This window comes from Candidatus Enterococcus willemsii (assembly GCF_009933335.1).
GTDB classification, from domain to species: Bacteria; Bacillota; Bacilli; order Lactobacillales; family Enterococcaceae; genus Enterococcus_F; species Enterococcus_F willemsii.
Genome location: NZ_MAEL01000032.1, coordinates 44019 through 70010 on the forward strand (window position 1 = coordinate 44019; position 25992 = coordinate 70010).

The 25992-nt window shown below is 37.8% G+C and carries 23 protein-coding genes; 16 read left to right on the forward strand and 7 right to left on the reverse strand.

Translation table 11 applies throughout. From position 1 onward, the window contains the following. The first annotated feature begins 321 nt into the window (after window positions 1-321). The 4 genes from BAU17_RS05090 to truA all read left to right on the forward strand — a co-directional run bounded on the left by BAU17_RS05090 (window position 322) and on the right by truA (window position 3621). Window positions 322-1161: an energy-coupling factor ABC transporter ATP-binding protein gene (locus BAU17_RS05090; RefSeq protein WP_161901742.1), complete on the forward strand. Its 840-nt coding sequence runs from the start codon at window positions 322-324 to the stop codon at window positions 1159-1161. Next, window positions 1137-2003: an energy-coupling factor ABC transporter ATP-binding protein gene (locus BAU17_RS05095; protein ID WP_161901799.1), complete on the forward strand. Its 867-nt coding sequence runs from the start codon at window positions 1137-1139 to the stop codon at window positions 2001-2003. The genes BAU17_RS05090 and BAU17_RS05095 overlap by 25 nt, the downstream gene beginning before the upstream one ends. Beyond that, complete coding sequence (locus BAU17_RS05100) at window positions 1993-2790, forward strand: energy-coupling factor transporter transmembrane component T family protein (protein ID WP_161901743.1); 798 nt, start codon at window positions 1993-1995, stop codon at window positions 2788-2790. The genes BAU17_RS05095 and BAU17_RS05100 overlap by 11 nt, the downstream gene beginning before the upstream one ends. Before the next feature lie 90 nt (window positions 2791-2880). Continuing rightward, window positions 2881-3621 (forward strand): tRNA pseudouridine(38-40) synthase TruA, encoded by a 741-nt coding sequence (gene truA / locus BAU17_RS05105; RefSeq protein WP_161901744.1) that lies wholly within the window; start codon window positions 2881-2883, stop codon window positions 3619-3621. A gap of 61 nt (window positions 3622-3682) precedes the next feature. Here the strand turns inward: truA and BAU17_RS05110 are convergent, their stop codons facing one another. The 5 genes from BAU17_RS05110 to rpmB form a co-directional block, all read right to left on the reverse strand. Next, window positions 3683-6274, reverse strand: a complete 2592-nt coding sequence (locus BAU17_RS05110; protein ID WP_161901745.1) for a YfhO family protein — start codon at window positions 6272-6274, stop codon at window positions 3683-3685. A gap of 151 nt (window positions 6275-6425) precedes the next feature. After that, a complete protein-coding gene (locus BAU17_RS05115; protein WP_161901746.1) occupies window positions 6426-6980 on the reverse strand; it encodes a hypothetical protein in 555 nt (184 codons plus the stop codon). A 5-nt stretch (window positions 6981-6985) separates the two neighbouring features. Next, window positions 6986-7993, reverse strand: a complete 1008-nt coding sequence (gene floA, locus BAU17_RS05120; RefSeq protein WP_161901747.1) for a flotillin-like protein FloA — start codon at window positions 7991-7993, stop codon at window positions 6986-6988. A gap of 3 nt (window positions 7994-7996) precedes the next feature. Continuing rightward, on the reverse strand, window positions 7997-8617 hold the full coding sequence (locus BAU17_RS05125) for an NfeD family protein (protein WP_161901748.1): 621 nt from the start codon (window positions 8615-8617) through the stop codon (window positions 7997-7999). A 234-nt stretch (window positions 8618-8851) separates the two neighbouring features. Continuing rightward, window positions 8852-9040, reverse strand: a complete 189-nt coding sequence (gene rpmB, locus BAU17_RS05130; protein WP_016176256.1) for a 50S ribosomal protein L28 — start codon at window positions 9038-9040, stop codon at window positions 8852-8854. 375 nt (window positions 9041-9415) lie between these two features. Here rpmB and BAU17_RS05135 point away from each other — a divergent pair, with 375 nt between their 5' ends. The 6 genes from BAU17_RS05135 (at window position 9416) to BAU17_RS05160 (ending at window position 17351) form a co-directional block, all read left to right on the forward strand. Continuing rightward, entirely contained in the window at window positions 9416-9778 is a 363-nt protein-coding gene (locus tag BAU17_RS05135) for an Asp23/Gls24 family envelope stress response protein (RefSeq protein WP_161901749.1), read from the forward strand. Between the two features lie 49 nt (window positions 9779-9827). Beyond that, a complete protein-coding gene (locus BAU17_RS05140) occupies window positions 9828-11492 on the forward strand; it encodes a DAK2 domain-containing protein (protein WP_161901750.1) in 1665 nt (554 codons plus the stop codon). 118 nt (window positions 11493-11610) lie between these two features. Then, complete coding sequence (recG, locus tag BAU17_RS05145; RefSeq protein ID WP_161901751.1) at window positions 11611-13638, forward strand: ATP-dependent DNA helicase RecG; 2028 nt, start codon at window positions 11611-11613, stop codon at window positions 13636-13638. A gap of 317 nt (window positions 13639-13955) precedes the next feature. Then, window positions 13956-14960, forward strand: a complete 1005-nt coding sequence (plsX, locus tag BAU17_RS05150) for a phosphate acyltransferase PlsX (protein WP_161901752.1) — start codon at window positions 13956-13958, stop codon at window positions 14958-14960. A 123-nt stretch (window positions 14961-15083) separates the two neighbouring features. Next, window positions 15084-15326 (forward strand): acyl carrier protein, encoded by a 243-nt coding sequence (acpP, locus tag BAU17_RS05155; protein WP_161901753.1) that lies wholly within the window; start codon window positions 15084-15086, stop codon window positions 15324-15326. A gap of 357 nt (window positions 15327-15683) precedes the next feature. Beyond that, a complete protein-coding gene (locus tag BAU17_RS05160; protein WP_161901754.1) occupies window positions 15684-17351 on the forward strand; it encodes a peptide ABC transporter substrate-binding protein in 1668 nt (555 codons plus the stop codon). 178 nt (window positions 17352-17529) lie between these two features. On the opposite strand, the gene BAU17_RS05165 is transcribed toward BAU17_RS05160, so the two are convergent. Continuing rightward, a complete protein-coding gene (locus tag BAU17_RS05165; RefSeq protein ID WP_231474555.1) occupies window positions 17530-17874 on the reverse strand; it encodes a DUF3899 domain-containing protein in 345 nt (114 codons plus the stop codon). Between the two features lie 92 nt (window positions 17875-17966). Between BAU17_RS05165 and opp3b the strand changes: the two genes are divergently transcribed. The 5 genes from opp3b to BAU17_RS05190 all read left to right on the forward strand — a co-directional run bounded on the left by opp3b (window position 17967) and on the right by BAU17_RS05190 (window position 23928). Beyond that, the gene (gene opp3b / locus BAU17_RS05170; RefSeq protein WP_161901755.1) at window positions 17967-18908 is read left to right on the forward strand and encodes an oligopeptide ABC transporter permease; all 942 of its coding nucleotides are present in this window, start codon (window positions 17967-17969) and stop codon (window positions 18906-18908) included. Next, window positions 18908-19960, forward strand: a complete 1053-nt coding sequence (locus BAU17_RS05175; RefSeq protein ID WP_161901756.1) for an ABC transporter permease — start codon at window positions 18908-18910, stop codon at window positions 19958-19960. The genes opp3b and BAU17_RS05175 overlap by 1 nt, the downstream gene beginning before the upstream one ends. After that, window positions 19957-21009 carry an ABC transporter ATP-binding protein gene (locus BAU17_RS05180; RefSeq protein WP_231474605.1) on the forward strand — a complete coding sequence of 351 codons (1053 nt, stop codon included), beginning with the start codon at window positions 19957-19959 and terminating at the stop codon, window positions 21007-21009. Before BAU17_RS05175 ends, BAU17_RS05180 begins: the two co-directional genes overlap by 4 nt. Before the next feature lie 12 nt (window positions 21010-21021). After that, window positions 21022-21966 (forward strand): ABC transporter ATP-binding protein, encoded by a 945-nt coding sequence (locus tag BAU17_RS05185; protein ID WP_161901758.1) that lies wholly within the window; start codon window positions 21022-21024, stop codon window positions 21964-21966. 195 nt (window positions 21967-22161) lie between these two features. After that, complete coding sequence (locus tag BAU17_RS05190) at window positions 22162-23928, forward strand: oligopeptide ABC transporter substrate-binding protein (RefSeq protein ID WP_237579083.1); 1767 nt, start codon at window positions 22162-22164, stop codon at window positions 23926-23928. A 40-nt stretch (window positions 23929-23968) separates the two neighbouring features. Here the strand turns inward: BAU17_RS05190 and BAU17_RS05195 are convergent, their stop codons facing one another. After that, window positions 23969-24967, reverse strand: a complete 999-nt coding sequence (locus BAU17_RS05195; RefSeq protein WP_161901760.1) for a YeiH family protein — start codon at window positions 24965-24967, stop codon at window positions 23969-23971. Between the two features lie 115 nt (window positions 24968-25082). Between BAU17_RS05195 and BAU17_RS05200 the strand changes: the two genes are divergently transcribed. Beyond that, window positions 25083-25955 (forward strand): LysR family transcriptional regulator, encoded by an 873-nt coding sequence (locus tag BAU17_RS05200; RefSeq protein WP_161901761.1) that lies wholly within the window; start codon window positions 25083-25085, stop codon window positions 25953-25955. Window positions 25956-25992: the final 37 nt, after the last annotated feature.

Here is a 25992-nt window from a genome sequence, read left to right on the forward strand (position 1 = left end):
ACACTTACTAAACGGATTACCGTTTAGCATCACTTTGTAGATGAACTTTAGAGTGTTATGATGTTGGAAGGCAACTTCCGAGTCTAGCTCGGCGCTACCCCCTGAAATTATTTCAGGGGGTATGCACTCATCATAAAAGTGTTTTTTTTTTATCCTCGAATAAGTGTCAAGACACTTTGGGTTATTGGAGAATGAAAAAAAGCAGGTATTTTCCATGAAAGCCTTCAGAACAATTGAAATCTTCCTTTTTTTTTGGTAGTGTTAGTTAGAATCAATTTGGAATATCAGTTATACTTAGCTAAAACCAAGTGAGGAGTACGTATGAAACCAATTATTGAATTAAATAACCTTACATTTAAATATCAGCAAACGGATAGTCGTCCGGCATTAGCAGATGTGTCACTTTCCATTAATCAAGGGGAGTGGGTCGCAATTATCGGTCATAATGGCTCAGGTAAATCAACATTAGCCAAAACAATTAATGGGTTACTACTTCCTGAAAGCGGTACGGTTGCCGTAGGTGGTAATGTGTTGAATGAAGAGAATATTTGGTCGATTAGAAGAATGGTCGGCATGGTCTTTCAAAACCCAGATAACCAATTTGTTGGAGCAACTGTTGAAGATGATGTTGCCTTTGGAATGGAGAATCAAGGGGTGCCACGTGATGAAATGATTCAACGTGTGAATGATGCACTTAATCAAGTTCGTATGTCAGATTTTGCAACACGTGAACCGGTCCGTCTTTCTGGTGGACAAAAACAACGTGTAGCGATTGCGGGTGTCGTTGCTTTACGCCCGGATATTATTATTTTAGATGAGGCAACGAGCATGCTAGATCCCGAAGGTCGGGAAGAAGTCATTACGACAATTAAGCAAATTAAAGAAGAAAACAATTTGACAGTTATTTCAATTACCCATGATATTGACGAAGCAGCAAATGCTAATCGTGTCTTAGTGATGCGCCAAGGGCAATTAGTTGATGAAGGAACTCCAGAAAAGATTTTTTCTGCCGGACCTAAATTAGTAGAAATGGGCTTAGATTTGCCATTTCCTGAAAAACTGAAACAATCGCTAAAAGAACGTGGGATTGATGTGCCGCAAGAATATCTAACTGAAGAAGGGATGGTCGAATGGCTATGGACATCCGTTTTGAAAAAGTAAATTTTACGTATCAACCACATTCTCCTTTTGAACAGAAGGTTTTATTTGATATCGATTTGGATATCAAAGAAGGCTCTTATACAGCACTCGTTGGTCATACAGGAAGTGGTAAGTCAACGTTGTTACAACATTTAAATGCATTGTTAAAACCGACAGAGGGCAATGTAACGATTGGTGATCGTGTGATTACACCAGATACAAACAATAAAAATTTAAAACCGATTCGTAAAAAAGTCGGGATTGTCTTTCAGTTCCCCGAAGCGCAATTATTTGAAGAAACGGTAGCAAAAGATATTGCGTTTGGACCAAAAAACTTTGGGGTTTCTGAAGAAGAAGCATTAAAGTTAGCGACTGAAAATTTGTCATTGGTTGGTTTAGATGATTCTTATTTAGAACGTTCACCCTTTGACCTTTCTGGGGGGCAAATGCGTCGTGTAGCAATCGCTGGGGTCTTGGCTATGGAACCTGAAGTTCTTGTCTTAGACGAGCCAACAGCGGGCTTAGATCCACAAGGGCGTAAAGAGATGATGGAAATGTTTGAGCGTCTTCATAAGGAAAAAAATATCACGATTGTTTTAGTTACCCATTTAATGGATGATGTGGCAAATTTTGCCGATTATGTGTATGTCCTAGAAAAAGGAAGAGTTGTCAAATCTGGTGAACCAGCTGTCGTGTTTCAAGATGTAACATGGTTACATGAAAAGCAATTAGGAGTGCCGACAGCTGCTGAATTTGCTCAACGTTTAATGGACAAAGGGTTGGTCTTTGATCAATTACCATTAACTTCAGAAATGCTAGCAGATGCTATTCTTGCACAAGGAGGATTTGCTCATGATGAATAAATTAATATTAGGGCGCTATATTCCGGGCGACTCATTGATTCATCGGTTGGATCCTCGTGCAAAACTAATCGCTAGTTTTTATTTTATTGGTATTATCTTTTTTGCAAACAATTGGCAAAGTTACCTCTTTTTAACGTTATTTACACTAGGTAGTATTTATTTATCTAAAGTAGATATAGGTTTCTTTATTCGGGGCGTGCGTCCGTTGCTTTGGTTGATTTTATTCACCGTCGCTCTACAAATCTTCTTTACAAGTGGAGGCGAAGTATACTGGCGTTGGGGTGTCTTTCAGTTGACTGAATTTGGCTTACGTAACGGAATATTTATTTTTTGTCGTTTTGTCTTGATTATTTTTATGTCAACATTACTAACATTGACGACACCACCGTTGGAATTATCTGATGCGATTGAGTATTTGTTACGTCCGTTGAAAGCTATTAAGTTTCCCGTACATGAAATCTCTTTGATGCTATCAATTGCTTTGCGTTTTGTTCCAACATTAATGGATGAAACGGAAAAAATCATGAATGCGCAACGTGCGCGCGGAGTAGATTTTAGTGAAGGTAATTTAGTGCAAAAGATGAAAGCAGTGGTACCATTATTGATTCCTTTGTTTGTAAGTAGCTTTAATCGTGCCGATGATTTAGCAACGGCCATGGAAGCCAGAGGATACCAAGGTGGCGAAGGCCGTAGTAAATATCGGGTCTTGCATTGGGAATTAAGAGATACTGTAACCATTATCGCCTTTATTATTTTGACAATTGGTTTAATTTATTTAAGAAATTAGAACTGGGACAGAACGGCAAGTGAGCATATCTAGCCATTGTTAGATAGGTCATGAAGGTTCTGTCGCAGTTTTTTTGAAAGGAAGCAATTTATGATTCGATATAAAGCAATTATTGCCTATGACGGCACGAATTTTAACGGATTTCAACGTCAACCGCAAGGGCGAACCGTCCAAGAAGAAATCGAAAAAACATTGAGTAAAATGGCTAGTCAGAGAATTGAAATTCATGGATCAGGACGCACAGATGCAGGAGTTCATGCACACGGTCAAGTTATCCATTTCGATTTTCCTTATGAACGGCCATTAGAAAAAATGCGTTTTGGCTTAGATACACAAACACCAGATGATATTGCTGTGAAAGATGTTGAAATTGTTGCAGAAGATTTCCATTCACGGTATTTAGTCAAAGAGAAAATTTATGAGTTTCGTGTGGATATTGGCAAACCACGTAGTCCTTTTCGTCGTTTTTATGCTAGTTATTTCCCATACCCGATTGATGTTGAAAAAATTCAACAAGCCTTGCCTGATTTTTTAGGTACGCATGATTTTACATCATTTTGTTCAACAGGCAGTTCGGTAGAAGATAAGACGCGAACGATTTATGAAGCGAAATTAGCGGTAAACGAAGCAGGCGATGAATTAGTCTTTACTTTCCGTGGTGATGGGTTCTTGTATAAAATGATTCGGATTATGGTCGGCACGTTATTGAAAATAGGCAATGATCGTTTACCAACAGATAGTATTCCAAGCATTATTGCTGGGAAAGATCGTAATTTAGCTGGACCAACAGCTCATCCGGAAGGGCTATATTTAAAAGAAGTACGCTATTAAAGCAAATCAAAAGTCATTTCATTTTGAAGTGGCTTTTTTTGCTGCAAAAAAGCGAATGGAATCAATCCATTCGCTTTTCATAATATCTTGTAAAGAGGATAAACAAAATCATACAGAGAACAAAAAGAGTCAAGCCAATGAGAAAGCCTTGTGGTAAATACGATAGCTGAATGTCGTGGGTACCTTTGGGGATTGTTAGACTAACAAAAGCATCTTGAAAGGCGGTAATAGGGACTTTTTTGCCGTCAATCGTTGCTGACCATCCTTTGTCATACGGAATCGTCGTAATTAATTGCTGTGACGTTTCTGTGGTTACTTGACCAGAAGCACTTCGTTTGCCAGTAGTTAACGAGACGCTTTTGCTTTTAATACTGTCAATCGTCCGTTGGTACGCTTGTGTATCTAAAGTGACGACTTGTGGATTTTGGAAAGAGACTTCTTTCGTACCGTAAAAACTAGCCGTCACTTGCACAGTGGTTGGTGTATCGTAATAACCTAAATCGTAATATTGACCATTGATGTTGATTTGCGTTTTTCGTTGTTCACCATTGACGGTAATGGTAGCTGTCGAGCTTTCTAATTGAGCAAAATTTGTCGGATATAGGCTTAAATATGCTTGCGAGTGTGCGGGAACTTGGACTTCCCAAGTCACATTTTTAGCTACATTGCTCGTTTGCTCGGTAAATTTCGTGTGATTTCCTTGTTGCGTCATGTTCGTGTTTTCGGTTTTAATGACGGTTAAGGGATGGAAATGATAAAAAGTTTCATTTTGTCCGGATAACCCATTCATTAAATTGGTTTGGCTGCTCAAATTATCATTTTCGAATTGTGTAATATCTTGAATGCTCGCATCTGCTAAGAAACCAAGCGGTAAGGCATTTTTATTTTCGTAAAGGAGATAATCACCACTAGTTGCAAGTGGTTCGAAGCCGTATTTATGAATCGCTTGTTTTGCAATATTGTATTTAATGCCGACGAAGCCATCCATCAGCAAAGTGTTGTTCGGATAGCGGATATTTAGATTTGTTCCTCGCGAACGGAAGCCTAATTGGTCAAGGTAACTAGAAGAATGACGATTGCGAATAGATGAAAACATCCCGACGCCGCTGTAACCATAATTGATACTGTCATTAGAAGAGACCGGATCTAAATTTTCTAAACGATAGAAGGCCTCATTGTCGGCTTTCGCCTGTTCTATGAGCGTATGAATATCTTTGTATGGCTGAGTATAAAGACTACGAGAAGCATAGTTCCAGTCTGCTAGGATGCCACGCAACATGCCATTAGTATTTAAAGTCATTTCTAAAGAAACAAATAATACCATGAATAATGCGAAGTGTTTTTTTGTAAAACGACCAGATTGGTAAAAACCAATGATTAGCGTGTAGACCACCAAAAAAACAACTGTTAATACAAAGGAAAGAATTGTTACATACTCATATTTTTCTTTTGGAAGAAATCCGTACACAACGCTAAAAATTGCAATCCAAATCAATAAAATAGCAATCATCTTGCCGTGATCTTTCGGCTTGAATTGCTCCCACCCATAGCCTGCTAACATCAGAAGTAAGAATGAAAGCAAATAAGCATAGCGGAATAAAAACATATTAGGTGCATGCATCCCATGCCAAAATAAATTTAAAGGAACAATATAAAAACTAGCCATTAAAATAGCAAACAAGCAAGCATTGAAAAATTTTTGTTTCCAAGGGATGTTTGATACAAAATACAAGGTGGCAAATGCTAAAGGCAAGAGACCGATATAAATGAAGGGGATGGAACCATATTTCGTGGTATCGTAAACCCCAATCATATTTTTAATAAAAAAGTCGAAACCGCTCGTTGCTGCTGTTTTAAAAGAGGTAATGGCAGTTAATTCTTCTCCGTTGGTTCGTAAATCTAAAATCGCCGGTAAAATAATAATCATGGATGCGCCACCAGCTAGTAGAGAAGTAATACCATAAGGAATTACGCGTGTTTTATACTTAGACCAATGACTGAATAGTTGACTAAGAAAATATAAAAAAGAGAAAATCCCAATCATAAATCCCATATAAAAGCTGGAAAAAAAGAGCATAAAATAACTGATAAATAATAATTTGGGTTTTTTATTTTGTAGTAAACGATCGATACCCCAAATAATTAATGGGAGATAGACGAAGGCATCTAACCACATGACCAATTCGGAATGTGCGGTAATAAAGGACATTAAAGCATAACAAACAGCTAAGGTAACCTGATGCCAAGGCTGAATCTTAAACGTGTGTTTTGCATAAAACCAAAAAGCCAGACCAGCACTTCCGATTTTTAATAACGTAAGGAAATAAAGGGCATCTGGCATCCATTGATTTGGAAAGAGCAAGACAAGTGGCGTAAAGAATCCACCTAAATAATAAGAAATTAAGGAGAGATAGTTTAAGCCGAGTGACGCATTCCAAGAATAAAAAATACTTTGTTTTCCAAGTAATACGTTTCGAAAACTTGCGTGAAAATTAGAGAATTGAGAAAACGCATCGCTTGCCAAAACGCTTCGGCTACTTCCAGGGAAAATACCTAAGGTTAAATAAACAAAAGCCATCAATAGTAAAGGAATAAAAAAGCTGGCAAAGATATAACGCTTATTTTGTTTATAGAATTCTTTGATTGTTACCAATAAAAGGGCCTCCTAATCTGATTAAAATAGTGAATTAAGTGTACCATAGAATAAGTAATAGGAAAAAGAAATACTGATAATCCAATGAGTGTTTTAACCTCATTTTAAAGAGTAAAAAAAGGAAAGCGATAAAATTCGCTTTCCTTTTTTACTATCTGTCACGCAAGGCAACAGGTTTGTCTAAAATCTCTTTGTAAATCATCGCCTGAGCTAAATTTTTCTTTTCTAATGTAAAGCTTTTGGTTTTAGCTTTTTTGACTGAAGCAACTTTTGGTTTAGGTGGCGATGGCGAAACTTGTAAAGTAGTTGTTGCTTCACGAGCTTCTCGTTCCGCTAAAATTCGTTGCTTGGTTGCTTCTTGCTGTTGTTTTTGCTCAGCAGAGAGGTGCTTTTTTTGGACAACATGTTGATTGCGTTTCGGAATGTTCTGTTGTTCTCTGACATCATCGGCTAATGATTGAATCTCTTGTTTTAATTCTGTAAAGAGTGCTTTCTTTGTTTGTGGTTGTTGTGACTTTGTTGATTGTGCCTGTTCGTGATTACGTGGTGCATATTGTGGCGCACGAGTTACTTGCGTGTTGTGACGCTGTATCTTTTGATTGCGTCTTCGACTAGCTTGGACTGCTCGTAAAATAAGCGCAACAATAATAACAACTGGCACAATACTAAATAAGAAACTAAACAACAATGAAATAATGATATACATAGGAATCACGCTTCTTCATCTGAAGAGTCTGCTTGTTCAGAAATTGCCGTTCTCATTTCTGTGTCGGCATTAACATTTTGCATTTTGTAATAGTCCATCACACCTAAATTCCCACTGCGTAATGCTTCTGCCATTGCCAATGGTACTTCCGCTTCGGCTTCCACAACTTTCGCTTGCATTTTTTGGACTTCGGCACGCATTTCTTGTTCTTGGGCAATCGCCATTGAACGACGTTCTTCCGCTTTAGCTTGCGCAATGTTTTTATCCGCTTCGGCTTGGTCTGTTTGTAATTGTGCACCGATGTTCCGTCCGACATCAACGTCTGCAATATCAATCGATAGAATTTCAAAGGCAGTTCCTGAATCAAGTCCTTTACTTAAAACGGTTTTGGAAATTGAATCGGGATTTTCTAACACTTCCGCATGGAGTGCAGAGGAACCTACCGTTGTAACAATCCCTTCACCAACACGAGCGATGATGGTATCTTCGCCGGCACCACCAACTAAGCGTTCGATATTTGCACGAACAGTAACTTTGGCTTTAACGATGATTTCAATCCCGTTTTTAGCTACAGCTGCAATTTTTGGTGTTTCGATAACTTTTGGGTTAACGGATACTTGTACCGCTTCAAATACATCACGACCAGCTAAATCAATCGCTGCCGCTTTTTCAAATTCCAAGTCAATATCTGCACGTTGTGATGCAATGAGTGCATCAATAACACGGTTTACATTCCCTCCAGCAAGGTAATGTGCTTCTAACTGATTGGTTGAAAGTACTAAGCCAGCTTTGGTTGCTTTGATTAATGGCTGAATAATTTTTTGAGGGTTGACGCGTCGTAAACGCATTCCGATTAATGTACCAATACTTACTTTTACGCCTGAAAAGTAAGCTGTAATCCACAGTCCAACAGGGACAAATCGTAAAAATATTGTCAGGGCTACTAAGACAACAACTGCTGCAATTATTAGACCAATAATACCGCTGTCAAATCCTTCTTGTGTTGTATACATGTGTTAATCATCACCTTCCGTAAATTTTCTAACTAAAATTTTGGTTCCTTGAATTTTTTCAATAATAATTGAAGTGTGAATATCAATCAGTCCTTCCGCACTTAAAACATCATATAAAGGACTCGCATCACCAAATGTCGCTTTTCCGGAAGGACGTAATGGGGTTTGTGCTTCGCCAATTAGTCCAGGGTATAAAACGACTTGATTGTCCTCGGCTAATACTTCATTATCTGGCGGTAAATCGGTTTTTAAAACAAATTGACTAACACCAGCCAGTGTATAACCATTGCGTACAAGAAAGACAATGACAGCAGCTACACTGATGATTGCCATACTTAAGTCACGTACTGTTTGAAAAATATCGCCAGTCGTATAGTAAAGTCCGAGAGCGAGTAAAATACCGCCAAGCACACCAACAAAACCAAATCCAGGAATGAGGACTTCAAAAAGGACAAGCAATAAACCAGCACTAAATAAAATAAAGGGCAACCATTGTTCTAACCCGAGTAGATCAAAGTAGAAATAAAAACTGACTAGTGTAACGAGCGTTCCGGTTTTGGTCCATGAAGTCAGCAGTGCACAAGCAAGACCAACAAACCCGAGTGCAAGTAACAAGCCTTCCATAAAAATAACCTCCTTTTTTATTTTGCCTTTCTAATAGTAATCATATCATTTTCTTGACGCCTTGTCATACTGCTAGGGTAGGATATTTATTGAGATAATAAGGAAATAGACGAGTATTCTTTCTGATAAAACAAAAACATCGAAGAGACAACATATTAATGTGTCTCTTCGATGTTCATTTTTTGATAGAAAAAAACCGCTCGTAGTCGAACGGTTGGTCAATTGTGTTTTTAATTAAACGCGCTCAACTTTTCCAGATTTCAAAGCACGAGTTGAAACCCAAACTTTTTTAGGTTTTCCGTCGATTAATACGCGAACTTTTTGCAAGTTAGGTTTAACAGTACGTTTTGAAGCGTTCATTGCGTGAGAACGGTTATTACCACTTGATGTTTTACGACCAGTAAAGTAGCAAACTTTTGCCATTGTTTATTTCCTCCTTTGCCTTGATGTTGGAGCGCTAAAAATCGGCTCATACTAATTGAATTTATCATAAATTTCATTTATTTGCAAGTACATTTTTTTTCATTTATTGACTTTTTTGTAAGAACATTGTAAATTAGATAGGGTTTTAAACTCGTAGCGTGATAGATTTGTGGCGTGTTTTAGTAGCTCTCTTCTTTTATTTATAGGGTAGCTATGTTAAAATACTATAGAAGAAAATAGACGAAAGGTCTGTTAAGGATGCCAGTTTTACTAAACTGCAATCAAAGTGAGTAAAATGGTATACGGCGTTCCGATCGAATTAAAATTTTGTAAACAAAAATTTTACTACACTATAAGGAACAAGGAGGCTTTATCATGGCTGTAAAAATTAAAACATCATCCGGTACAATCGAAATTTCTAACGAGGTTATCGCAACTGTCGTTGGCGGTGCAGCAACTGATGTATTCGGAGTTGTTGGTATGGCAAGTAAAAATCAAATTAAAGATAACATCAATGAAATATTGCGCAAAGAAAACTTTTCTCGCGGCGTCGTTGTACGTCAAGAAGAAAATGGCATTGCAGTAGATGTCTACACCATCGTCAGCTACGGAACGAAAATTTCTGAAGTATCTCGCAACGTTCAAGAAAAAGTGAAATACAATCTTGAAACAATGTTAGGTGTCGTAGCGAATTCAGTGAACGTCTTTGTTCAGGGTGTGCGCGTATTGCCGGATTAGGCAGACAACACGCTGTTATGCAGCGGTTGATCATAAGGAGGATTTATCAGTGAAAGTAACGAATATTAGCGCAGGTCAGTTCCAAGAAATGGTTCAAGCTGGCGCCAATCGTCTACAAACAAATGCAGAATTTGTTAACTCATTAAATGTATTTCCCGTTCCCGATGGAGATACAGGAACAAATATGAACTTGTCAATGACAAGTGGAGCAAAAGCAGTAGCTGATGCTTCATCAGAAAAAGTAGGCGAATTAGCTACAGGATTATCAAAAGGTTTATTAATGGGCGCACGAGGAAACTCTGGCGTTATTTTGTCTCAATTATTCCGAGGATTTGCTAAACAAATTCCTGATGTTGAAACATTGGAAGCGACAGATTTAGCCAAAGCATTTTCACGTGGGGTTGAAACAGCATATAAAGCTGTGATGAAACCTGTGGAAGGTACAATTTTAACAGTTGCTCGTGTCGCTGCCGAGTTTGGTGAGCGCAAAGCAGCAGAAACAGATGATTGTGTAGAAGTGATGACGGCAGTTGTCAAAGGTGCAAAGCGTGCCTTAGCTAAAACACCAGATTTGTTGCCTGTTTTAAAAGAAGTAGGGGTTGTCGATAGTGGCGGTCAAGGGCTATTATTTATTTATGAAGGCTTTTTGAGCGCATTGAACGGCGATTATGTATTAGAAGAAAACTTTGTCACACCAGCAGCGATGGAAGAAATGGTCAATGCTGAACATCATCGTAGTGTTCAAGGTCAATTAGCAACCGAAGATATTCATTTTGGTTACTGTACTGAAATTATGGTGAAAATTGGCGAAGGTCCAACGGTAGATAGTAAATTCGATTACGATACATTCCGTAACTATTTAAATGAACTCGGGGACTCTTTGTTAGTCGTAAATGACGATGAAATTATTAAAGTTCATGTTCATACTGAACATCCTGGTGAAGTGATGAATTACGGTCAAAAGTTTGGTTCATTAGTGAAAATTAAAGTTGATAATATGCGTCTACAACACGAAACTTTATTGGAAAACGATGCACCAAAAGAAAAACAACCACGTGTACCTTATGCAATTATTGCGATTGCTGCTGGTAGTGGGGTGCAACAATTATTTACCAGTCTAGGCGCTGCCCATGTTATTAGTGGTGGCCAAACAATGAATCCAAGTACAGAAGATATTGTGAAAGCAATTGAGCAAGTCAATGCCGATCAAGTAATCATTTTACCAAATAATAAAAATATCTTTATGGCAGCTGATCAAGCAGCAGAAGTCGCAGATATCCCAGTAGTGGTTGTTCCTTCACGCACAATTTCTGAAGGGATGACAGCAATGTTAGCCTTTAATGATCAAGTGACGTTAGCTGAGAACAAAGAAGCAATGACTGAGATGTTAGCAAGTGTAGTTAGCGGTTCGGTCACTCACGCCATTCGTGATACAAGTATTGATGGCATCACAATCAAAGAAGGTGACTTCTTAGGAATGATCGGTGGTAAAATTGTCGTTTCTAAACCAGATGTCGATGAGGTATCTCTTGAAACATTGAAACAAATGATTACAGAAGATACTGAAATCGTGACAATTATTATTGGTGAAGAAGGTTCGCAAAAAGCCGCAGAAAAATTAGAAGAATCACTATTAGCGATTAATGATGAATTAGAAATTGAAATCCATACAGGAGATCAACCAGTATATCCATACTTATTTGCAGCTGAATAAAAAATAAATGATTTGCGTATACTATTAAGTGGGTACGCAAGAGATAAGTGGTAGAAAGCTCGGTCACCCTCTTAGGAGAGACTGGGCTTTCTCTTTGTACGGAAAAAGGAGGCAGGACATGTTACAACAATCCATTCAAGTATTATCTGGTGTAGGAGAAAAACGAGCCAAAGACTTAGCTGATTTGGGGATTGAAACTATCGAACAGTTGTTGTCGTATTATCCTTTCCGTTACGATGATATTCAAGAACGACAATTGTCTGAAATCCAAGACCAAGAGAAAGTGACGATTAAAGGCGTGGTTGTTTCACCAGCAGTTGTAAGCCGTTTTGGGTATAAAAAATCACGTCTACAATTTCGAATGATGCAAAATCATGATGTTTTTAGTGTGTCATTCTTTAATCAACCGTATTTAAAAGATAAAGTAGAAGTGTCTGAGGATATTGCTGTTTATGGCAAATGGGATGCGAAGAAGAAATCATTGTTAGGAATGAAAATTCTTGGCAGCAACAGTGAAGGCGATTTTGCGCCGATTTACCATGTCAGCAAAGCAGTTCGTCAAGCGACCTTAATTACCTTGATTCGTCAAGCGTTTGATGCATATGGTGCCGAAATTGAAGAAAACTTACCGCTTTCTTTGATTGAAAAATATCGACTGTTATCTCGGAAAGAAGCGATGTATGCGATGCATTTTCCAACAGATCGAAAACAGCATCATCAAGCAAAACGCCGAGTCGTGTTTGAAGAATTTTTCCTTTTCCAAATGCGAATACAAGGGTTGAAAAAAGCGGAAAAAGCCGAAGTAAACGGTCTAGCTGTTTTGTATGATGTAGATCGTCTAAAAGAATTTACCCGTTCATTGCCATTTGAATTGACCCATGCTCAAAAACGGGTGACCAACGAAATTTGTCATGACTTACGTAGTCCCAAACATATGCAACGCTTGTTACAAGGCGATGTAGGGAGTGGGAAAACAGTTGTTGCAGCCATTGCCTTATATGCCACAGTCACAGCTGGTTTTCAAGGGGCGCTGATGGTTCCGACAGAAATTTTAGCGCAACAACATATGGAGAGTTTGAATCAGTTATTTGACCCAACCAAGGTTTGTGTGGCATTATTGACAGGTTCAACTAAAACGAAAGAACGCCGAGAAATTCTTGAAGCACTGGCTAATGGTGAAATTGACATTATTGTGGGTACGCATGCTTTAATTCAAGAAGGTGTTGATTTTGCCAATTTAGGTTTGGTTATTACTGATGAGCAGCATCGCTTTGGTGTCAATCAACGCCGCGTATTACGTGAAAAAGGCTTGCAACCAGATGTCTTATTTATGACAGCCACACCAATTCCAAGAACCTTAGCGATTACTGCGTATGGTGAAATGGATGTCTCCATTATTGATGAGATGCCTGCAGGAAGAATTCCAGTAGAAACCCGTTGGATTCAACCACCTCAATTGAATCAAGTGTTGGAATGGACATATAAAGAGTTAAATGCGGGCCATCAAATGTATGTCATCTGTCCATTAATTGAAGAGTCTGAAATGCTCGATGTCCAAAATGCTGTATCGATTTATGAAGAACTCAAAGAATTTTTCGCTCCTAAGTTTGAAGTAAGCCTGCTACATGGGAAAATGAAGAACAGTGAGAAAGACGAAATTATGGAAGCTTTCAAAAATAATGAAAGCCAAGTCTTAGTATCAACGACCGTGATTGAAGTTGGAGTGAACGTTCCGAATGCCACGATGATGTTAATTATTGATGCGGATCGCTTTGGGCTGGCTCAGTTACATCAATTACGTGGTCGTGTAGGTCGGGGTGCCGAGGCTTCATATTGTGTACTTGTCGCAAATCCTAAAAACGATACTGGGAAAGAACGCATGAAAATCATGACCGAAACAACAAATGGTTTTGTGGTCAGTGAGAAAGATTTGGAGCTTCGTGGACCTGGCGAGGTTTTCGGATTCCGTCAATCAGGTTTACCTGAGTTTTCAGCGGGCGATTTAGTAGCAGATGCGCATATTTTAGAAGTAGCTCGTGACGAAGCACAAAACGTATGGCAGATGGAGCAGTGGCAAATTTTACCAGAATATGCCGCCTTAGCGACCTATTTAGACCAAGAAAGCGAAAATCAATTCTTTGATTAGTGAAGTATGATATACTATGAACGGTCTAAAAAATGTTAGTTTACTAAAAACAACTGAAACTAAGACTTACAAATTAATAGAATAAAAAGAACGAGGATGTCAGTTCCACTTAACAAAGGTTGTAAACTAGTGGAATGATATACGGAGAGAAAATCAAACGAAAATTTTGTTAAAAATTTTAATACAATAAAAAGAACGAGGATGTCAGTTCCACTTAACAAAGGTTGTAAACTAGTGGAATGATATACGGAGAGAGAATCAAACTAAAATTTTGTCAAAAATTTTAATACATTAAAAAGAACGAGGAGTGCTTACACATGAAAATTGCTGTGGATGCCATGGGTGGCGACAATGCCCCTCAAGCGATTGTCGAAGGTGTCATGTTAGCGAAAAAAGAATTTCCTGACATCGAATTCCAATTATATGGTAAAGAAGCTGAAATCAAAAAATATGTAACCGATGAAACGAATATTACTATTATTCATACTGATGAAAAAATCGCAAGTGATGATGAACCAGTAAAAGCTATTCGTCGTAAAAAACAAGCATCGATGGTTTTAGCTGCACAAGCAGTTAAATCAGGAGAAGCAGATGCTATTTTTTCTGCAGGGAATACTGGTGCGTTATTAGCAGCAGGTTTATTCATTGTTGGGCGAATTAAAGGTATTGAACGTCCGGGTTTGATGTCAACTTTACCTGTGGTGGGACAAGACAGTGGCTTTGACATGTTAGATTTAGGCGCGAATGCTGAAAATAAAGCCGAGCATCTATTACAATATGGTATTTTGGGTTCTTTTTATGCTCAAAATGTGCGCAATATTGCCAAGCCACGTGTTGGTTTATTGAATAATGGAACAGAGGAAACCAAAGGTAGTGAAGTAACGAAAAAAGCCTTTGAATTATTAGCAAATGAACCAACAATTCATTTTGTAGGAAACGTTGAAGCGCGTGAAATTTTAAATGGCGTAGCTGACGTCGTCGTGACAGATGGATTTACCGGAAATGCTGTCTTGAAATCAATTGAAGGTACGGCATTAAATATTGTAAGTTTACTGAAAAAATCTATTTTAGGTGCTGGTGTTAAAGGGAAAATCGGTGCGTTACTATTGAAAGATGCGTTGAGTGGTTTAAAAGATGAAATGGACTATGCAAAATACGGTGGTGCCGTCTTATTTGGTTTGAAAGCACCTGTGATTAAAACCCATGGATCAACGGGTCCAGAAGCTGTCGCAACTACTATCCGACAAATTCATACGATGTTAGCAACAGATGTGGTAGGTAAATTAGTTAAACAATTTGAGCAAATTGAAAAAGAGAATTAGTGTCATAAAAATGCAAAGAATGTTACAAAATCGCAAAACAACTAGACAAATAGCGAATAAAATCGTAAAATATGGCGTAGCTCTTTAAAGATTATGTTCGAAAAAGCGTGGAGGTGAATACAGTTGACGCGTGAAGAAGTATTTACAAAAGTAGCAAATGTCATTGCAAACCATTTTGAAGTGGACGCAAGTCAAGTAAACGATGCAATGAGTATTAAAGACGATTTGAATGCTGACTCAATCAGTGTAATGGAATTCGTACTAGAACTTGAAGAAGAATTTGGTACTGAAATTTCTGATGAGGATGCAGAACAAATTCAAACAGTCGGTGCAGCAGTAGACTACATCGCAAACAATTTAGCTTAATAGAAAAAATGACTGAGTAGGGATGAATCTAGCTCAGTCATTTTTATTTTTATACATGTTAAACGTCTAATTACTAGTCTAATGAGTTATTGAATGATTTTTTATGTACAGAAAAGAAAAAAATTTTAATTTTCATGTGTTATTTTAAAATCGAATGAAAGAATAAATCAATTGGAAAAATAGAAATATTCACGAAAAAATAAAGAATTGCAAAAAAAATGAAAGTTTTTAGTTATTTTATGATTAAAATAGCAATTCCTCTATTGCAATTTTAATCAAAATTCTTTAAAATCTTAATTAACTTCAGAGGCGTTTAAATTTTCTGAAAATAAAAATAACGAAAAGAGAGGTTATAAAATGAAGAAGAATATTCTTTTTGGGTTACTTGCAACTAGTGCATTAGCTCTAGCTGCTTGTTCAACTGGTGGAGATACGACAGAATCTGGCGCAGCTTCAGGATCTGGTGAGCCTTCTGGTGAACAAGTATTAAATTATGTAGAAACAGGGATGATGCCAACGGCTGATTTGTCATTAGCAACAGATACAATTAGTTTTAAAGCATTAAACTCTGTTTATGAAGGGTTATACCGTGTTAATGCAGATCAACAAGTGGAACCTGCAGGCGCAGCAGAACTTGCAGAAGTCAGTGAAGATGGTTTAACTTATACACTTAAATTACGTGAGGATGCTGTATGGTCTAATGGTGACCCTGTAACAGCAGCTGACTATGTTTATGGCTGGCAACGTACCGTAGATCCAGCAACAGCTTCACAATATGCTTACCTTTATGCTCCAGTGAAAAATGCCAATGATATCATGGAAGGTAAAGCAGAAGTATCTAGTTTAGGGATTGAAGCAGTTAGTGATTATGAATTGAAAATCACATTAGATGTAGCAACACCATATTTTGACTATCTATTAGCATTTGTATCATTCTTCCCACAACACCAAGCAACAGTGGAAGAATTTGGCAAGGACTATGCAATGAATAGTGACAATGCTGTGTATAACGGACCGTTTACATTGACTGATTTTGATGGACCAGGATCTGATACAGAATGGTCTTACACAAAAAATCCTGATTACTGGGATGCAGACAATGTAAAATTAGATAAAGTTAATGTCAATGCTGTAACTGAAGTTGCAACTGGCTTGAACTTATTCCAAGATGGTCAAGGCGATTACACAACGCTTTCTGGTGAATTAGCACAACAAATGTCTAGTGACCCAGAATTTGTTACTGTCCCTGAAGGAACAACAGCTTACTTGGAAATGAACCAAGAAAAAGAAGATTCTCCATGGAGAAACGAAAACTTACGCAAAGCCATTTCTGCTTCTATTGACCGTGAATCATTTGTAAATAACATTTTAGCAAACGGTTCTGTTGCAGCACCTGGTATTGTACCTGGCGGATTAGCAGTTAGTCCAGAAGGTGAAGAGTTTACAGAAGCAACTGGTTTAGATGGCTTTAAATATGATCCGGAAGCAGCTAAAAAATATTGGGAAGAAGCTAAGAAAGAATTGGGTATCGACTCATTAACATTTGAAATTTTAAGTGATGATACAGACGGTGCAAAACGCTCAACTGAATATTTACAAGGTGCTATTTCAGATACATTAGACGGTGTCAATGTAAAAGTTGCCAACGTACCTTTCTCAGTTCGTTTAGATCGTTCAACAAAAGGTGATTTTGATATGGTTATCTCTCTATGGGGCGCTGACTATGCAGATCCAAGTAGCTTCTTAGATTTATTTACAACAGGTAACTCATACAACCGTGGGAACTGGAGTAATGAAGAGTACGATAAACTTGTTGAAGCAGCAGCAACAACAGATGCAAATAACCCAGAAGCTCGCTGGAAAGATATGATTGAAGCAGAAAAAGTTATTTCTACTGATTTAGGAGTAATTCCTGTATACCAACGTTCAACAGCGACAATGCAATCTTCACGTGTTCATGGATTAGTTCATCATGCGTCTGGTGTAGCACTTGACTTCAAATGGGCTTATATGACAGAAGAATAATCAGTTAATGATTAGAATTTTTTAATAAAAAAGACGAGGCGTATCTGAAAAGATACGCTTCGCCGTTGTCAAGGGATATGGTGGAATTTCATGTTACTTTCAATTTACAAGACACTGTAAATACCACCGTTATTTTTAAAAATTATATGTTAAAATACTTTACATCTACTAATTAAAGTTATATAAAAGAAGTTAGCAAAAAAATTAAAGAAAGTATAAATAAGATTCCGGTTGTTAGTAACCAGAAACGATAATTTTTTGCACCAACTTCGGAAAATTTAGTATAGGGCAAATCTCTTTTTTCTTTTCTAGCGACTGATTTTCGTATAGAATGTTGAAAGAAGTCAAAAAAGCCAGAAGCAAAGACGCTTAAGAAGCCGCCGATAATTAAAAAGAAGAGTGTGAACATAAATAAATAATCTGACATGGTACTCAAGGATAAGGTATTCTTGATAAGTGCAATTATTATACTACCAATCACACACAAGGCGCTAACAATTAAGGGATATCGCAATTTTTTCAAAGGAAGTCACTTCTTTTCTAAGATTTTGTTTTCGATGCTTACTGTACTGGATTTTTGATGAGAAGTCAAAATGTTTTAGGAGGCGAAAATTTTTGAACAGTTTTGTTAAGTATTTCTTGAAACGTGTATTTTTCATGCTGATTACATTATGGTTGATTGCGACAATTACTTTCTTCCTAATGAAACTATTACCAGGAACACCATACACAAACCAAGAAAGATTGAGTCCAGAAGTCATTGCACAGTTAAATGCGCAAAATGGTTTGGACCAACCAGTTATCGTTCAATATGGCATTTACTTGAAGAATTTAGTTCAAGGAAACTTTGGGATTTCATTCCAATTCCAAAACCAACCCGTGGCAAAATTATTGTCAGCTAGAATCGGACCTTCAGTTCAATTAGGACTGCAAGCAATTCTAGTAGGGACAATCGTAGGGATTGTATTGGGGACTATTTCAGCTATGCGTCAAAATTCATGGATTGATAGTATCTCTACATTAATTGCAATTTTAGGACGCTCAATCCCTAACTTCGTATTCGCAGTATTATTGCAATACATTTTTGCAATTCATTGGAAAATTTTACCAATTGCTCAATGGCGTGGATTTGAATATACAATCCTTCCGACAATTGCCTTAGCAATGTCTCCATTGGCAGATTCGGCTCGATTTATTCGAACTGAGATGGTTGAAGTCTTGCACAGTGATTATGTCGAATTGGCTCGTGCAAAAGGTTTAAGTCGCTGGCAAGTGGCTTTCCGTCATGGACTTAGAAACAGTTTAATTCCTTTATTAACATTATTAGGACCATTAGCTGTTGCGTTGATGACTGGTTCATTAGTAGTAGAGAATATCTTTGCTATTCCTGGAATCGGGGATCAATTTACGAAGTCTATTTTAACGAATGACTATCCAACAATTATGGCAGTAACCATGATGTATTCAACTATGCTTGTTGTGATTATTCTGGTTGTCGATGTCTTATATGGAATTGTTGATCCACGAATTCGTGTTTCAGAAGGGAGTAGAAGTTAATGGAATCTTTTAAACTAACAGATATCCCACAAAAAATTAAAGATCTTCCCGCTTCCAAATTTGATATTTTAACAAGAAATTCTGTGGAAGAGCGAGAAAAAATTGCTGCACCATCTTTGAACTTTATTCAAGATGCATGGCGTCGCTTGCGTAAAAATAAAGCGGCTGTTATCTCAATGGTTTTATTAGGGCTAGTTATTTTAATCTCAATTGTCTCAATTTTCTGGTCACCATTTGACCCAACAAAACAAAATATTGCCTATACAAACTTACCTCCACGTATTCCAGGGTTAGATATCGCTGGTTTAAATGGAACTGCTTATGTCAGTGGTAATTTAGTAGACCGTTATGCGCAAGCAAATGTTCCCGATGGCGTGAACTATTTACTAGGAACTGACAGCTTAGGTCGTGACTTATTATCTCGTTTATTAATGGGTACACGTGTATCCTTAATCATTGCCTTCTTTGCGGCTTTCTTAGATATTTTCTTCGGTGTAACATACGGAATTATTTCTGGTTTAGCTGGAGGTCGTGTGGATACAGTAATGCAACGTTTTGTTGAAATTCTATCAGGAATTCCCAACTTAGTTGTGATGATTTTGATGTTAGTTGTGTTTGATCCAGGTATTTTCTCAATCGTTGCGGCGATGGCAATTACCAACTGGATTTCAATGGCACGGATTGTACGTGCACAAACATTGAAACTAAAAGATCAAGAATTTGTTTTAGCAGCAATTACATTAGGTGAATCGAAATTTAAAATTGCCTTTAAGCATATTTTGCCAAATATCTCTAGTGTAATTATTATTCAAATGATGTTTAGTATTCCATCAGCGATTTTCTTCGAAGCGTTCTTGAGCTTCATTGGTTTAGGTATGTCTGCACCAACAGCGTCACTAGGTACCTTGTTAAATGAAGGGTATAAGACTTTCCGTTACTTGCCAAACTTAATGTGGGCACCAGCTATTACATTGTCAATCATCATGATTGCTTTCAATATGTTGGCGGACGGTTTACGTGATGCATTTGATCCGAAAATGAAAGAGGGATAATTTTGAAAAAAGTACTCGAAGTTAAAGACTTAAAAATATCTTTCGATACCTTTGCCGGAAAAGTGCATGCGATTCGTGGTGTCAGCTTTGATTTGTTTGAAGGGGAAACTTTAGCAATCGTAGGTGAGTCTGGAAGTGGGAAATCAGTTACCTCTCGTAGTGTAATGCAATTACTATCTTCTAACGCGAATATCGATAGCGGAGAGATTCTTTTCAAAGGCGAAGATATTGTTAAGAAAACCGAAAAAGAAATGCAAGGAATTCGTGGAAAAGAAATTGCCATGATTTTCCAAGATCCAATGACATCTTTGGATCCAACGATGCCAATTGGGAAGCAAGTAGCTGAATCATTGGTAAAACACAATAAAATCTCTAAAAAAGAAGGCTTAAAAGCCGCTTTAGAATTATTAAATTTAGTTGGTATTCCAAACGCTGAAAAACGTTTGAAAAACTATCCGCATCAATTCTCAGGTGGACAACGTCAACGTATCGTCATTGCGATTGCTTTGATTTGTTACCCAGAAGTATTGATCGCTGATGAACCAACTACTGCCTTGGACGTAACAATCCAAGCGCAAATTTTGGAATTGATGAAAGATATTCAAACGAAAATCAATACATCAATCATCTTCATTACACATGATTTGGGCGTTGTAGCCAACGTCGCTGATCGTGTAGCTGTGATGTACGGTGGTCGAATTATTGAAGTTGGAACATCCGAAGAAATCTTCTATAATCCACAACATCCATATACATGGGGCTTATTAGGTTCTATGCCTTCAATGGATGGTGGCGAAGAACGTTTGTATGCTATTCCTGGTTCACCTCCAGACTTGCTTGATCCACCAACTGGGGATGCTTTCTATCCTCGTAATGAGTATGCGTTGACGATTGATACGGAAGAAGCTCCACCGTTCTTTGAAGTATCAAGCACACATAAAGCAGCAACTTGGCTTCTTGCACCACAAGCGCCTAAAGTTGAACCGCCAGTTGAGATTCAACGTCGCTGGAAGATTTACGAAGAAAAACAAGCGGCAAAACAAGGATAAAGGGGTGGCAGAATGTCAAATAAAATCTTATTAGATGTAAAAGGCTTAAAACAATATTTTAATGTTGGACGTCCAGATGAAGTCAAAGCTGTGGATGACATTAGCTTCCACATTTATGAAGGAGAAACCTTTGGACTTGTGGGTGAATCTGGTAGTGGGAAATCAACAACTGGCCGTACAATCATTCGTTTGAATGAACGTACAGATGGTGAAATTCTGTTTGATGGCACAGATGTTGCAGCGATTAAATCTCGTTCTGATTTAGAAAAATTCCGTCGTGATGTGCAAATGATTTTCCAAGATCCTTATGCGTCATTAAACCCTCGTATGAAGGTCAATGACATCATTGCAGAAGGAATTGATATCAACGGTCTAGCTTCTTCTAAAGAAGAGCGTATGAAGCGCGTAACGGACTTATTACGTACCGTTGGATTAGATCCTAACCATGGCACACGTTATCCGCATGAATTTTCGGGTGGGCAACGTCAACGGATTGGGATTGCTCGTGCATTAGCAGTAGAGCCACGCTTTATCATTTGTGATGAGCCAATCTCTGCTTTGGACGTATCGATTCAAGCGCAAGTTGTAAACTTATTGCAAGATTTACAAGCCGAGCATAATTTAACGTATCTGTTTATTGCCCATGACCTTTCAATGGTAAAACATATCAGTGATCGTATTGGTGTTATGCATGGCGGTAAATTACTAGAAGTGGGAACAAGTGATGAGATTTATAATCACGGTGTACACCCATATACAGAAAGCTTATTATCAGCAATTCCATTGCCTGATCCAGATTATGAACGTTCAAGAAAACGTATCAAGTACAAAGATGATGTGGAACATGATGGCAAAACACGTTCATTAAAAGAAATTACAGAAGGTCACTATGTCTATGCAAGTGATGATGAAGTTGATTTCTATCGTGAAAAAATTGCGAAAAGTAAAGCAAAATAAAGTAAACCTTACTTATGACGATGTTGTAAGTAAGGTTTTTTTATGGTTAAAGTAAAACTTGCAAAAAGATGGCAGATTCTATATAATTATTAAGAAAATATAACATTCTAGTGAAAAAGTGGGAAGAAAAATCGATGATTTATTTTCTCCACGTTTTTTTGCGTGGTGCGAATATTAGAGAAAAGGAGGATGGCGATGAAAAAAATGTTGATAGGCAATTTGGTAGCCATAAGCGTACTATTTGCTGGTTGTGATGAGATTCAAAATGTGCCGACCACGCAATCGACAACGGTAGAACAATCAACAGATTTTCAACCAAAGGTATCGGCTACCGGTCAGCCAATAGATGATCAGACACTTAAAATCGCACAAGCCTCTGAAGGAGAATTTACTGGCATTTTATCATCGGTCTTCTCACAAAATACTGTTGATTCCCAATTTTTTGAACCAGCTAACGAATCGCTTTTTTATTATGACGAAAATTTACGCCTAATTGATGGCGGTGCAGCAAGTATCGATTTTGACGAAAAAGAGAAGCAAGTGAGGATTACTTTGCGCGATCGTATCACATGGAACGATGGCACGAAAGTCACTGCCGATGACCTAATTTTTCCATATGAAGTGATTGGGCATCCCGATTATCAAGGGGTACGTTACGATGCAAGTAAACAAAATATTGTTGGAATGGAAGAATATCATGCAGGTAAAGCTTCAACGATATCGGGGATTGAAAAAGTGAATGATAAAGAAATTCGGATTCGTTTTAAAGAGATGACACCAGCGATTTTGCAAGGTGGGGGGAGTATTTGGAGCGATGCAATGCCAAAACATGTATTTGAAGGGATTCCAGTGAAAGAGATGGCAACTTCTGATCCTGTTCGCAAACAACCAATTACATTTGGTCCCTATTATGTGAGTAAAATAAATGGGAAGAATTCGGTAGAGTATGCACCTAATCCTTATTATTATGGAGAAAAGCCCAGTTTAGCTAAAATTGTGATGACGAAAATTCCTGTTTCAGAAGCTGTTCCGTCCTTGCAAGCCAAAGAGCATGATATCTATATGGATATGCCGGCAGCTGAGTATTCTTCGTGGCAAAGCGTTGATGGATATGAAAATATTGGGCAACCTAGAACAGCTTACAATTATCTTGGTTTTCGCTTAGGTCATTGGGACGAGAACAAAAAAAAGAATGTGATGGATGTCAATATCAAGATGGGAGACAAACGATTGCGTCAAGCCATTGGGTATGCAATTGACAACGAAACAATCGCTAAACGTTTGTATAATGGCTTACAAATTCGTGCGAACTCTTTAATTGTGCCGGCATTTACGACACTTCACGATGCAAATTTTACTGGTTTTGACTATAATCCGACGAAGGCAAAGGACTTATTAGACGAAGCTGGTTACAAAGATATTGATGAAGATGGTGTGCGAGAAGATCCAGAAGGCAAACCATTCACTATTCAATTTGCCGTGCGTGAAGGTGGCGATACGGCAGAAGCTTTGGCAAATTTTTATATTCAACAATGGGAAAAAGTTGGTCTAGATGTTCGACTTGCTACCGGCAAATTAATTGAAGCAAGGACGTTTTCAGAAATGCTTAACAACAATGATGAACGCATTGATATGTATAGTGCAGGGTGGTCGACTGGTTACAATCCAGACCAAACGAATTTCTTTGGTGAAACCAATCGTTTTAATTATACGCATTTCGTATCGAAAGAGAACAATCAATTATTAGCAGCGATGAGTTCCTCTCAAGCACTGAATGAGAAAAACGCGAAAGAAATTTATCAAAAATGGCAACAATATGCCTTTGACCAAGCTTTTGCTATCCCAACAACGTATATTTATCAAGTCTACCCTGTTTCCGAACGTGTCATTAATTATAATCTGTCCTATACAGCGACACAGAATCGTTATGCAACGGTAGGAGTTATCAAAGAAAAACGCTAAAAAAAGGAAGTGAACAAGCATCGTTCGCTTCCTTTTTTTTTTACCAAATATTTAAGACATGTTGCACGGCTAAACTGGCCAGCATAATACTAATCCAACAAGTGAATCCTAATAGAATTGGTTTGCCACCACTTTTGACAAGTTTGACAAGATTGGTGTTCAATCCAATGGCAGTCATCGCCATCGTAATCATAAATTTTCCAAGAGCTGTCAAATTCGTTGTTAGGGTTGCTCCTAAAGGAAAAATCGTGCTAATAATAGATGCTAACAAGAAAAACAAAATGAACCATGGAAATGTTTTGGTTAATTTAACTGAAGCATGACTGTGTTTCTTGGTTTGGTAGACGGATAAAGTTAGCGTAATTGGAATAATCGCTAGTGTGCGTGTTAATTTGACAATCGTAGCATAATTTAATGCAGTATCGTTGCCGTGTGTTAGTGACCATGATTGACCGGCTGCAACGACCGAAGACGTATCATTAATGGCAGTTCCCGCCCACATGCCAAAACCAGTGTCAGACATTTGGAGTAATTCACCAAATGTTGGGAAGAGCAGTGCCGCCAAAATATTAAACAAAAAGATAACCGAAATAGAAGTTGCAATATCTTCATCTTCTGCTTGAATGACAGGTGCGGTGGCAGCGATGGCTGACCCACCACAAATAGAAGACCCGACACCAACTAAAGTAGCAACGACTGCTGGAATATTGAGCCACTTACTGACAAAATAAGCCACAACTAAAGCGGTCGTGATTGTGGAGAGAATGATAATAAGCGACTGACTGCCGACAGCCATTACTTGATACAAATTCATGCCAAATCCTAAAAGAATAATTGCATATTGTAAAATCTTTTTTGATGTGAAGCTAATTCCTGATTGAAATGCAGTAGGTCGTGGGAATAAAGCGACTAGCAGACCTAATAAAATCCCAAAAACAGGTCCGCCAATGACAGGAAATTGTGTACCTAAAAACGCAGCGACACCGCCGAGAACTAAGGAAAGCAGGAAGCCCGCATAATTTTTTTTGATAAACGACATAAAAAACATTTCTCCTTACTAAATGAATTGAGATTATCGTATCATAAGAGTAAGATAAATTATAATTATTTATTATTATTTAATGATAACTATTCGTTATGAATGGGGGACAAGCATGTTAGATTTTAGAATAGATACTTTTTTGAGTGTCGTGAAATGGATGAATTTTACTAAAGCAGCTGAGGAACTATGTATTACACAACCCGCTGTATCTCAACACATTAAATATTTAGAAACAGCATATCAGACCAAATTTTTCTCCTATGAAGGGAAAAAATTACGTTTAACAAAAGCCGGTCAAGTATTCTATGAAACAGTTTCAGTCATGCAACAAGATGCACAACGTCTAAAAGAAATGATGCATCAAACCCAGCCAACCACGCATTTGAAATTCGGTGCAACTTTAACGATTGGAGAATATATTTTACCTAAGAAAATTGAGCAGCTACTAAAGAATTATCCCAACGCAAAGATTACCATGCTTGTAGAGAACACTACCATGCTGCTGGAAAAATTAACGCAAGGCGCACTCGATTTTGTGGTTTTGGAAGGCAATTTTCCCAAGCAAGAGTACGACTATACTAAGTATTCACAAGAAAAATATATTTGTGTAGCAAGTGCAAATTATCCTTTTCAGCGACCGATTCAAAAAATAGAAGACCTCATAGTAGAACCATTGATTGTGCGTGAAAAAGGCTCAGGGACGCGTGATATTTTTGAACGAAATTTAGCGAATGATAATTTACAGTTGAAGGATTTTAAGCAAGTATTGGAAGTGGGAAATATTCAAGCAATTAAACAATTAGTCCAACAGCAAGTAGGTCTCACAACCATTTATGAAGTAGCTGTAAGGGAAGAATTGGCGAGTGGAAACATGCAAGTCGTACCACTTAGTGATTTGAAGGAAATGCATGACTTTTATTTAGTTTGGCGAAAGAACAGTGTCTTTTCAGCAGATTATCGCAAATTGGCAGAAATGATTTGTTAAGAATAGCAGGGTGATTGATTGTTTTTAATTTTTCGTG

Coding starts and splice junctions, on each gene's coding strand:
- BAU17_RS05175 (WP_161901756.1), top strand. CDS start 18,908: ATGGAATCTTTTAAACTAACAGATATCCCACAAAAAATTAAAGATCTT.
- BAU17_RS05195 (WP_161901760.1), bottom strand. CDS start 24,967: ATGTCGTTTATCAAAAAAAATTATGCGGGCTTCCTGCTTTCCTTAGTT.
- BAU17_RS05100 (WP_161901743.1), top strand. CDS start 1,993: ATGATGAATAAATTAATATTAGGGCGCTATATTCCGGGCGACTCATTG.
- floA (WP_161901747.1), bottom strand. CDS start 7,993: ATGTATACAACACAAGAAGGATTTGACAGCGGTATTATTGGTCTAATA.
- BAU17_RS05125 (WP_161901748.1), bottom strand. CDS start 8,617: ATGGAAGGCTTGTTACTTGCACTCGGGTTTGTTGGTCTTGCTTGTGCA.
- truA (WP_161901744.1), top strand. CDS start 2,881: ATGATTCGATATAAAGCAATTATTGCCTATGACGGCACGAATTTTAAC.
- BAU17_RS05135 (WP_161901749.1), top strand. CDS start 9,416: ATGGCTGTAAAAATTAAAACATCATCCGGTACAATCGAAATTTCTAAC.
- plsX (WP_161901752.1), top strand. CDS start 13,956: ATGAAAATTGCTGTGGATGCCATGGGTGGCGACAATGCCCCTCAAGCG.
- BAU17_RS05190 (WP_237579083.1), top strand. CDS start 22,162: ATGAAAAAAATGTTGATAGGCAATTTGGTAGCCATAAGCGTACTATTT.
- rpmB (WP_016176256.1), bottom strand. CDS start 9,040: ATGGCAAAAGTTTGCTACTTTACTGGTCGTAAAACATCAAGTGGTAAT.
- BAU17_RS05200 (WP_161901761.1), top strand. CDS start 25,083: ATGTTAGATTTTAGAATAGATACTTTTTTGAGTGTCGTGAAATGGATG.
- BAU17_RS05115 (WP_161901746.1), bottom strand. CDS start 6,980: ATGTATATCATTATTTCATTGTTGTTTAGTTTCTTATTTAGTATTGTG.
- BAU17_RS05185 (WP_161901758.1), top strand. CDS start 21,022: ATGTCAAATAAAATCTTATTAGATGTAAAAGGCTTAAAACAATATTTT.
- recG (WP_161901751.1), top strand. CDS start 11,611: ATGTTACAACAATCCATTCAAGTATTATCTGGTGTAGGAGAAAAACGA.
- BAU17_RS05095 (WP_161901799.1), top strand. CDS start 1,137: ATGGACATCCGTTTTGAAAAAGTAAATTTTACGTATCAACCACATTCT.
- BAU17_RS05160 (WP_161901754.1), top strand. CDS start 15,684: ATGAAGAAGAATATTCTTTTTGGGTTACTTGCAACTAGTGCATTAGCT.
- BAU17_RS05090 (WP_161901742.1), top strand. CDS start 322: ATGAAACCAATTATTGAATTAAATAACCTTACATTTAAATATCAGCAA.